We start from the raw sequence: 7,712 nt of genomic DNA on the forward strand, positions 1-7,712 counted from the left end.
ACATCCGAACGGTGCAGGAACTGCTTGGCCATGCCGACGTGAGCACGACGATGATCTACACGCATGTGCTCCAGCGCGGTGGGCGTGGCGTTCGCAGCCCGCTCGATTCGCTCCTTTGACGCGCGCGGGCTGCCGGCCGGATACGGCGCGCGGCGAATGCGCTTGCCGTTGTCCTGGAACGTGCCGGTGTGAACCCGCTTCAGGCGCGTCGCGTCAGCGCCAAGACCGCTTCCGGGCCAACCGGCGAAGACCGGAATGGCGCGGCGCAAGCGGGTTTAGGGGAACGCCCACCGCAGCCTCCTCTGGCAGCGCGTGAATTCCGCCGGTCGGCCGGCGTGATCGCCACCCCGGGTGCGTCGGAACGGCCACCGGCAGCGCTCATCGGTGGCCTCCGCCGGGCGTGTTGGCGGGCTGCTCCAGCGCCAGACGAAGGTCGATCGTCCTGCGGTCGGCGCCGCTGGTCAGCGTCAAGCCCAGGCGACGGGCGAGGCGCTGCATGCGCAGCTTGCCGTCCAGCGTTTTGCCGCGCAACTCGGTGATGCCGCGGCTGCGGCAGTAGCCGACCAGACGTTCGAGCAACAGGCGGCCGAGTCCCTGGCCTTTGAGCGGGGAGTCGACGACGATGGCGAAATCGGCGAAGTTGCCGCAGGAATCGGCAACGGCGCGGACCTCGCCGAGGACGTGGTCGAGCCTGTCGTCGCCGCGCTCGATCGCCACCAACGCCATCTCGCGATCGAAGTCGATCTGCGTGAAGCGGGCGATGCGCGAACGCGAGATGCTGCGCATGGCGTTGAAGAAACGCATGCGGGAAACTTCGGGCGCCAGCGAGTTGAGGAGGTCGCCGAGCGAGGTCTGGTCTTCCGGCCGAATCGGCCGCAGCAGCCGGGCCCGACCCTGCCAGGCGATCGCTTGTTCGAGTTCCTTCGGATAGGGTCTCGGATGGCCAGGCGTCGACGATTGATCGCGGTGCTTGAGCGCGCGAGGCCGATGCGGGCGTCGAACGCGACGGCGCCGGTAGCCTCGACAGGCAGGGGGTCGAGTTCGACGCTCGCCACGTGGTCGATTCGGCCAGCAATGGTGACAGACGAACCAGCGCCTGGCTGAGCGCCGTCTGCAGAGCCGTCCGCTCGCTCTCGCCGAGCTCTTCGGCAAAAAGGGCTGCGCGCGACCAGATCCTGCGCCAGCATCAGCTTGGAGCGGCGGCAGGGCGACGACGCAGCCGCTCTCGCACGCGTTGCCGGCCGCGCTGCGGGCGAGGAAGACGACCGCGCCGAAGAGGGCATCGCCGGCGACGCCGAGGCGCAGCGCCGGGGGCCGCTACGGGCGGCGTTTGGCCGCAGACGGTAGCCGGTGACGCGCCGCGCCGGATGCTGGGCGCGCAGGCGGTGGCGCAGGTCGCGGGCGGCGATGCGTATCGCTGCCGGCGAGGGGAGGCTGCCGGCCGTCTCGTCGAAAACGGCGCCGTCGGCGAGCAGCAGCGCGAGCTCGACCGGATAGCCGATCTGCTCGGCGGCGAGCAGTGCGGCATCGATGCTGGGGGCGGCCGGCGTGTCGGCGACGACGATGCCGTAGGCTTGCAGCAGGCGGCGGGTGTGGCGCGCCGACAGGGTTTCGCCGGCCGCGGGCAACGCTTCGCCGACGACGCTGCAGGCGGCTTCACTGTCCGGCGGGGAGTCCGCTGCCAACGACGGCGGCATCTGGATCAGCAGATCGCGATTGCGCCGGCAATTGAGCACGCCGAGAAATACGGCGATCGCCCTTTCCGGCGAGTCGTGGCTCAACACGCCATGCGCCGCGGCGATGCGTTGCGCTTGGAGCATCGCGTCGCCGACGATCCAGGCGGTAAAGACCTTGTGCTGGCTCTGTCGCGAGACGGCGCAGAGTGCTGTCGCCACTTCGTCGCTGGCGACAAAGGGCGACGGCGGGCAGACGGTCAGCACGGTATCGGTACGGCTGTCGGCGAGCATGGCCGACAGCGCGGCCGCCCATCCGTCCGCGCGCATGCCGGGCGGCAGCGCGAGCGGATTGCTCAGGTGCGAACGCGTCTGCAGGCGTTTCTCGAAGTGCCTGAGCGTGGCGGGCGAAAGGTCGCCCAGGCGGCCGCCGGCGCGCAACAACGTCTCGGCGGCAATCCGCCCGGGGCCGTGGCCGTTGCCGAGAATCGCCAGGCTGTCGCCGCGCTGCGGGCGCACGCGCGCCATCGCTTCGACCGCTTCGAACAGCGCGCCGAGCGTATCGACGCTCACCCAGCCGGCCCGCCGCAGCGCTGCCTGAAAAACGTCCTCGGCGCGCAACGGTCCGTCGGTCGCGTCGACTGCCGCCAGCCGCCCACAATGAATGGCGACGAGCGGCTTGTTGCGCCCGGCGTTGCGCCCGGCGGCGCTGATCGTTGTCGACTGGCTGAGGACGGCGATTTTTCCCGGCTTGATCGGTACCGGCGTGGCCGAGGCATTGAGTCCGCTGCCGGGAACGACGCGTCCGCCGCTGCCTGGCCCGAGCAGTCGCATCAGCGAAGGCTGCGCCGCTTCGAGAATTCCCTGGCGTGCCGCCGCGATCTCGCTGCGGCGCATCTTGTGCCACATCCGCGGTCCGACGATCACGCCGCGCGTGCCGCGCGCACCGAGTTGCCTGATGATGCACGGCACCAGGTCGAGCGAGGCACAAAGGATCGCCAGGTCGGGTGTCGTCGCGATTTCGCCGAGCCGAACGTCGCTACCGATGGAAAACAGCGAGCGCCGGTGCGCGCCGACGACATCAGCGGGCCGGCCAAGGCGCCGCCGGGCAGATTCGCCAGCACCACCTCGGCGTATCGGCTCGCTTCGTCGGGTTCGGCAACCACCGCCACCGACTGCGGACGAAAGAGGAATTCCACGTTGCGGACGGTCATGATGGCCTGATTGCTGCCGGCTCAGGGCCGGCTTGGTTGGCGCGCTGGGCCGAAGGATGTGCCCATCCTGATCTATTGTCGGAATGACGGCATCAGCGCTGCGCCGGCGCGATGTGCAGCGTCGCGAGGACGACCCACCAGGCGTCGGTGTTGATCCAGGGCAGGAAGCGCGCGTCGGTCCGTTTGCGCGTTCGCCTGACCAGGGCATCGACCCGAACGTCGACCACCTCGCCGGCCGGCAGCTCGACCGCGCGTCAGACGACCGACGAGACCGCCGTCGCCGGTGCGCAGCGCGAGCTACGGCGGCCGCTCGACGGTCGGCGGCAGGGGGGTTGCGCCGGACGACAGCGGCGGTGAGCGGCGGCGTGAAAGGGTTGCCGTCGCGGTCGGCCGAGCAGAGCGCCAGCGTCTCGCGCGCTCGCGTCTCATGGCGACGTAGTACAGGCGGCGTTCCTCTTCGTCGGCCCGCCGCCAGTTGCCGCCGTCGAGGATGACGACATGCCGGAACTCGCGTCCCTTGGCGCCATGCACGGTGGACAACGTCAGCCGGCCGCGCTCGGCATGCCGCGCTTCGTTGCCGAGTTCATGCAGCGCCTCGCAGGCCAGACTGGCCGGCAAGGGCGAATCGCCCCGGCTCGCTTCGACTTTGTCGATGAATTGGCGGACAAGGAGCACCACGGGTTGCCGCTGATCGCCGCGCGATGGCGGGCGGCGAACCAGCGCGCCAGCGCGCCAAGGTGCCGCAGCGCAGCAGGCGATTCGCCTTGCCGCGCAAGAAGTCGGCCAGGTGACAGCCTTCGCGCACCTGGTGCAGGCTTGGGCCGCCATTCTGCTCACCTTCGCCCACGGCGCAGGCGATGCCGGCGTTCTCGCACCAGGCACGGATCGGTTCGAGCGTTGCCCGGTTGCGCGCGAGAAGCGCGATGTCGGACCCGTCGGCGCTGGGGTCGAGCGCAGCCAGACGCTCGACTTCGGCCATGACGACCGCTGCCTGCCATACCGCCAGGGTCGGCGGCTATGTCGTGGAAGGGCACGTTCCTGCTGCCGACATGCAGCGTCTGCTGCAGGAAAAGCCGAAAGCGCTCGGCCTGTCGGTTCCTTCCATGCCGCCCGGTTCGCCGGGGATGGAAAGCTCAAAGCCGATCCCCTACCAGACGCTGCTCGTCCAACCCGACGGTTCGACGCGCGTCTTCGCGCAGCACTGAAGCGGTTTCCAGGCGGGGGACGCTCATCGAAGTCATAGCCGCCGGCAGCTTGCATGCCGGCGTGTGCTTGCGCCTCGTCCTGGGCGGTGGGCATGCTGCACACGCTCCCCGCCTGAATCAAGAAATCCCGCACCAGACGCGCCGTGCTGATGGACAATAGCCCACTTCGCGAAGCACACCACCACGGCCCATTTCGATCGGCGATGAAACTCGAACAACTGCAGAGCAATACGGCGATCCGCGGCATCGTTCCCGACGCATTGGTGAGCGTGGTCAGCGTTCAGTGGTTTGGCTCCGAAGCTCTGGAGCTGACCTACAAGACGGCCGCCGGGCGCGTCGCCAACGAGCTCCTTTACCGCCACGACGAGGAACGCCTGGAAGTCGTCGAACACGGCCGGCCGTGGAGCTTCGACGGCGATGGCGCACTTTTCCGGCTGGTTTCCGAGGCCCAGCGCATCCGGCTCGCGCATCTGTTCGACCCGGTTCTGGCCGTGCATACCTCGGTCGTCGACCCGCTGCCGCATCAGATTACCGCCGTTTACGAAAGCATGCTGCCGCGCCAGCCGCTGCGCTTCCTGCTCGCCGACGACCCCGGCGCCGGCAAGACGATCATGGCCGGCCTGCTGATCAAGGAACTCGTCGCGCGCGGTGACCTGCAGCGCTGCCTGATCGTCTGCCCGGGTGGCCTCGCCGAACAGTGGCAGGACGAACTCTACCGCCGCTTCCACCTGCCGTTCGAGATTCTCACCAACGACAAGCTCGAAGCCGCACGCACCGGCAACTGGTTTCTCGAAACCAGGCTGTGCATTGCCCGCCTCGACAAGCTCGCGCGTAATGAGGCCGTGCAGCAGAAGCTGCAGGTGCCCGATTGCCGCTGGGACCTCATCGTCTGCGACGAAGCGCACAAGATGTCGGCGACCGTCTTCGGGAGCGAGACCAAGTACACTCGGCGTTATCGCCTCGGCCAACTCCTGTCGACGCTGACGCGGCACTTCCTGCTCATGTCGGCCACGCCGCACAACGGCAAGGAAGCCGACTTCCAGTTGTTCATGGCGCTGCTCGATGGCGACCGCTTCGAAGGTCGCTACCGGGATGGCGTGCACAGCGCCGACGTATCGGACCTGATGCGCCGTATGGTCAAGGAGAGTCTGCGCAAGTTCGACGGCACGCCGCTCTTTCCCGAGCGCATCGCCTACACCGTGCCCTACCGCCTCTCGGACGGCGAAGCCGCGCTCTACCGGGCGGTCACCGACTACGTGCGTGAGGAATTCAACCGTGCGGAGGCGCTGGAAAACGACAAGCGCGCCGGCACCGTCGGCTTCGCCCTGACCATCCTGCAACGGCGCCTGGCTTCCTCTCCCGAAGCCATCCACCAATCGCTGCGCCGCCGGCGCGAACGGCTGGATGGCCGACTGCGCGAACTGGAGATCCTCCAACGCGGCGGCCAGGCCGCAAGCATCGTGTCTGCCGCTCTGCCGGTCCTCGACGGCGAAGACCTCGACGACCTGGACGAAGCGCCCGACGACGAAGTCGCTGTCGCCGAAGAAGAGATTCTCGACCAGGCCACCGCTGCCCGCTCGATCGCCGAATTGCGCAGCGAAATCGACACTCTGAGCAGGCTCGAAAGGCAGGCTTTCGCCGTCTGTCGCAGTGGCACCGACACCAAGTGGTGCCAACTGACCAGCCTGCTCTCCGAGGTCTTCACGCCGAGCGCCATCGGCCAGCATCTTGCCCAGGCGCGCGCGCCGTACGCGGCCCGAGCGATCCCGCCGCCGAACCCGTCGCCAGGCCAGAAACTGGTCATCTTCACCGAGCACCGCGACACGCTCAACTATCTCGAGCAACGCATCCGCACGCTGCTCGGCCGCAACGACGCGGTCGTCGTCATCCACGGCGGCGTCGGCCGCGAACAGCGCCTGGCCGTGCAGGAATCGTTCCGGCACGATCCCGCGGTACAGGTATTGCTCGCTACCGACGCGGCCGGTGAGGGAATCAACCTGCAACGCGCGCACCTGATGGTCAACTACGACCTGCCGTGGAACCCCAACCGGATCGAGCAGCGCTTCGGCCGCATCCACCGCATCGGGCAGACCGAGGTCTGCCACCTGTGGAACCTGGTCGCCGACGACACCCGCGAAGGCGATGTCTATCGCCGCCTGCTGGAAAAGCTCGAACAGGCGCGCCAGGCGCTTGGCGGGCAGGTGTTCGATGTGCTCGGCAAACTCGCCTTCGAGTCTGGCGGCAAGGTTCTGTCGCTGCGCGAACTGCTGATCGAAGCCATTCGCTACGGCGAGCAGCCCGAGGTGAGGGCCTACCTGAGCACCGTCCTTGATCTGGCGATGGATCGCGAACACCTGCGGAGCCTGCTCGAGGACCGCGCGCTGGCGCACGACGCGATGGACGCCAGCCGGGTGCAGCGCATCCGCGAGGAGATGGAGCGTGCCGACGCCCGCCGGCTGCAACCGCATTACATCGAGTCGTTCTTCCTCGCAGCGTTCAGGCAACTCGGCGGCACCGTCCGCCAGCGCGAGCCCCGGCGCTACGAAATCACGCATGTACCCGCGCTGCTGCGCAACCGCGATCGCCTGATCGGGACCGGCGAGCCCGTGCTGCCGCGCTACGAGCGAATCGCCTTCGAGAAGTCGCTCGTCGCACCGGCCGGCCAGCCGCTGGCGGCATTCGTCTGCCCCGGCCACGCATTGCTCGATGGCCTCATCGATCTGACGCTGGAGCGCCATCGCGATCTGCTCAAGCGCGGCAGCGTGCTGGTTGACGACGGCGACTTCGGGCTGCAGCCGCGCGTGCTGTTCTACCTCGAGCATGCCATTCAGGACGCCGGCCTCAGCCGCACCGGCGAGCGTCACGTCGTCTCGAAGCGCATGCTCTACGTCGAAATCGACGCCAGCCACCGCACGCGTCATGTGCACTACGCGCCCTATCTCGACGATCGGCCACTCGCGCCGGACGAGCCGGCCAGCGAAGCGATTCTCGATCGCCCTGAATGCCGGTGGATCACGCGTGAACTCGAGGGGCAGGTGCTGCGCTACGCGATCACCCACGTCGTGCCGGAACATCTGGCCGAGGTCCGCCGTCGTCGGCTCGAATTGATCGGCAAGACCGAAGCGGCGGTCAAGGATCGCCTGACCAAGGAAATCACCTATTGGGACCACCGCACCGAGGAACTCAAACTGCAGGAGCAGGCAGGCAGACCGAATGCCAGACTGAACTCAGGCGAAGCGCGCAAGCGCGCCGACCTCCTGCAGGGGCGGCTCGAAAAGCGGCTGGACGACCTGCAGCGCGAAGCGCAAATCTCGCCGCTGCCGCCGGTGGTCCTGGGCGGCTTCCTGGTGGTGCCGATCGGCCTGATCCGGGCGATCAGCGGCCAGGCTTCGACCACGCTGGCGAACGCCGTCGATACGCAAGTCAGCGCCGCCCGCGCCCGCGCGATCGTCATGGCGGTCGAGCGCCAGCTCGGTTTTGAACCCACCGACCGCGAGTTCGAGAAACTCGGCTACGACATCGAAAGCCGCGTTCCGGGCAGCGGCAAGCTACGCTTCATCGAAGTGAAGGGGCGCGTTGCCGACGCGCCGACGATTACCGTCACGCGTAACGAGATTCTC

Annotated in this window: 7 protein-coding genes and 2 pseudogenes; 3 read left to right on the forward strand and 6 right to left on the reverse strand. The window is 68.1% G+C overall.

Annotation, left to right across the window (positions count from 1 at the left end):
- On the forward strand, window positions 1-119 hold a 119-nt coding region (locus Q1L59_RS07865; protein WP_300330496.1), incomplete at its 5' end, for a tyrosine-type recombinase/integrase.
- A 259-nt stretch (window positions 120-378) separates the two neighbouring features.
- On the opposite strand, the gene Q1L59_RS16735 is transcribed toward Q1L59_RS07865, so the two are convergent.
- The 6 genes and pseudogenes from Q1L59_RS16735 to Q1L59_RS07890 form a co-directional block, all read right to left on the reverse strand.
- The gene (locus tag Q1L59_RS16735; RefSeq protein ID WP_366145637.1) at window positions 379-1,152 is read right to left on the reverse strand and encodes a GNAT family N-acetyltransferase; all 774 of its coding nucleotides are present in this window, start codon (window positions 1,150-1,152) and stop codon (window positions 379-381) included.
- Between the two features lie 236 nt (window positions 1,153-1,388).
- Window positions 1,389-2,582 (reverse strand): annotated as a pseudogene (locus Q1L59_RS16740) (hypothetical protein); the annotation flags it as partial.
- A gap of 14 nt (window positions 2,583-2,596) precedes the next feature.
- Window positions 2,597-2,887, reverse strand: a complete 291-nt coding sequence (locus Q1L59_RS16745) for a hypothetical protein (RefSeq protein ID WP_366145636.1) — start codon at window positions 2,885-2,887, stop codon at window positions 2,597-2,599.
- A 92-nt stretch (window positions 2,888-2,979) separates the two neighbouring features.
- Entirely contained in the window at window positions 2,980-3,114 is a 135-nt protein-coding gene (locus Q1L59_RS07880; protein WP_300330487.1) for a hypothetical protein, read from the reverse strand.
- Between the two features lie 70 nt (window positions 3,115-3,184).
- The gene (locus Q1L59_RS07885) at window positions 3,185-3,505 is read right to left on the reverse strand and encodes an ATP-binding domain-containing protein (protein WP_300330491.1); all 321 of its coding nucleotides are present in this window, start codon (window positions 3,503-3,505) and stop codon (window positions 3,185-3,187) included.
- Window positions 3,471-3,866, reverse strand: a complete 396-nt coding sequence (locus tag Q1L59_RS07890) for a hypothetical protein (RefSeq protein ID WP_300330493.1) — start codon at window positions 3,864-3,866, stop codon at window positions 3,471-3,473. The genes Q1L59_RS07885 and Q1L59_RS07890 overlap by 35 nt, the downstream gene beginning before the upstream one ends.
- A gap of 13 nt (window positions 3,867-3,879) precedes the next feature.
- Here Q1L59_RS07890 and Q1L59_RS07895 point away from each other — a divergent pair.
- Together Q1L59_RS07895 and Q1L59_RS07900 are read left to right on the forward strand one after the other, a co-directional pair.
- Window positions 3,880-4,092: pseudogene (locus Q1L59_RS07895) on the forward strand (DUF411 domain-containing protein); the annotation flags it as partial.
- A 203-nt stretch (window positions 4,093-4,295) separates the two neighbouring features.
- The coding region (locus tag Q1L59_RS07900) for a helicase-related protein (RefSeq protein ID WP_300330494.1) at window positions 4,296-7,712 on the forward strand (3,417 nt) is incomplete at its 3' end.

It is taken from the genome of Accumulibacter sp. (assembly GCF_029255125.1).
In the GTDB taxonomy this organism is placed as follows: Bacteria; Pseudomonadota; Gammaproteobacteria; order Burkholderiales; family Rhodocyclaceae; genus Accumulibacter.

Excerpts from the sequence above, each read along its gene's own strand:
- Q1L59_RS07890 (WP_300330493.1), bottom strand. The coding sequence starts at position 3,866 with ATGGCCGAAGTCGAGCGTCTGGCTGCGCTCGACCCCAGCGCCGACGGG.
- Q1L59_RS16745 (WP_366145636.1), bottom strand. The coding sequence starts at position 2,887 with ATGACCGTCCGCAACGTGGAATTCCTCTTTCGTCCGCAGTCGGTGGCG.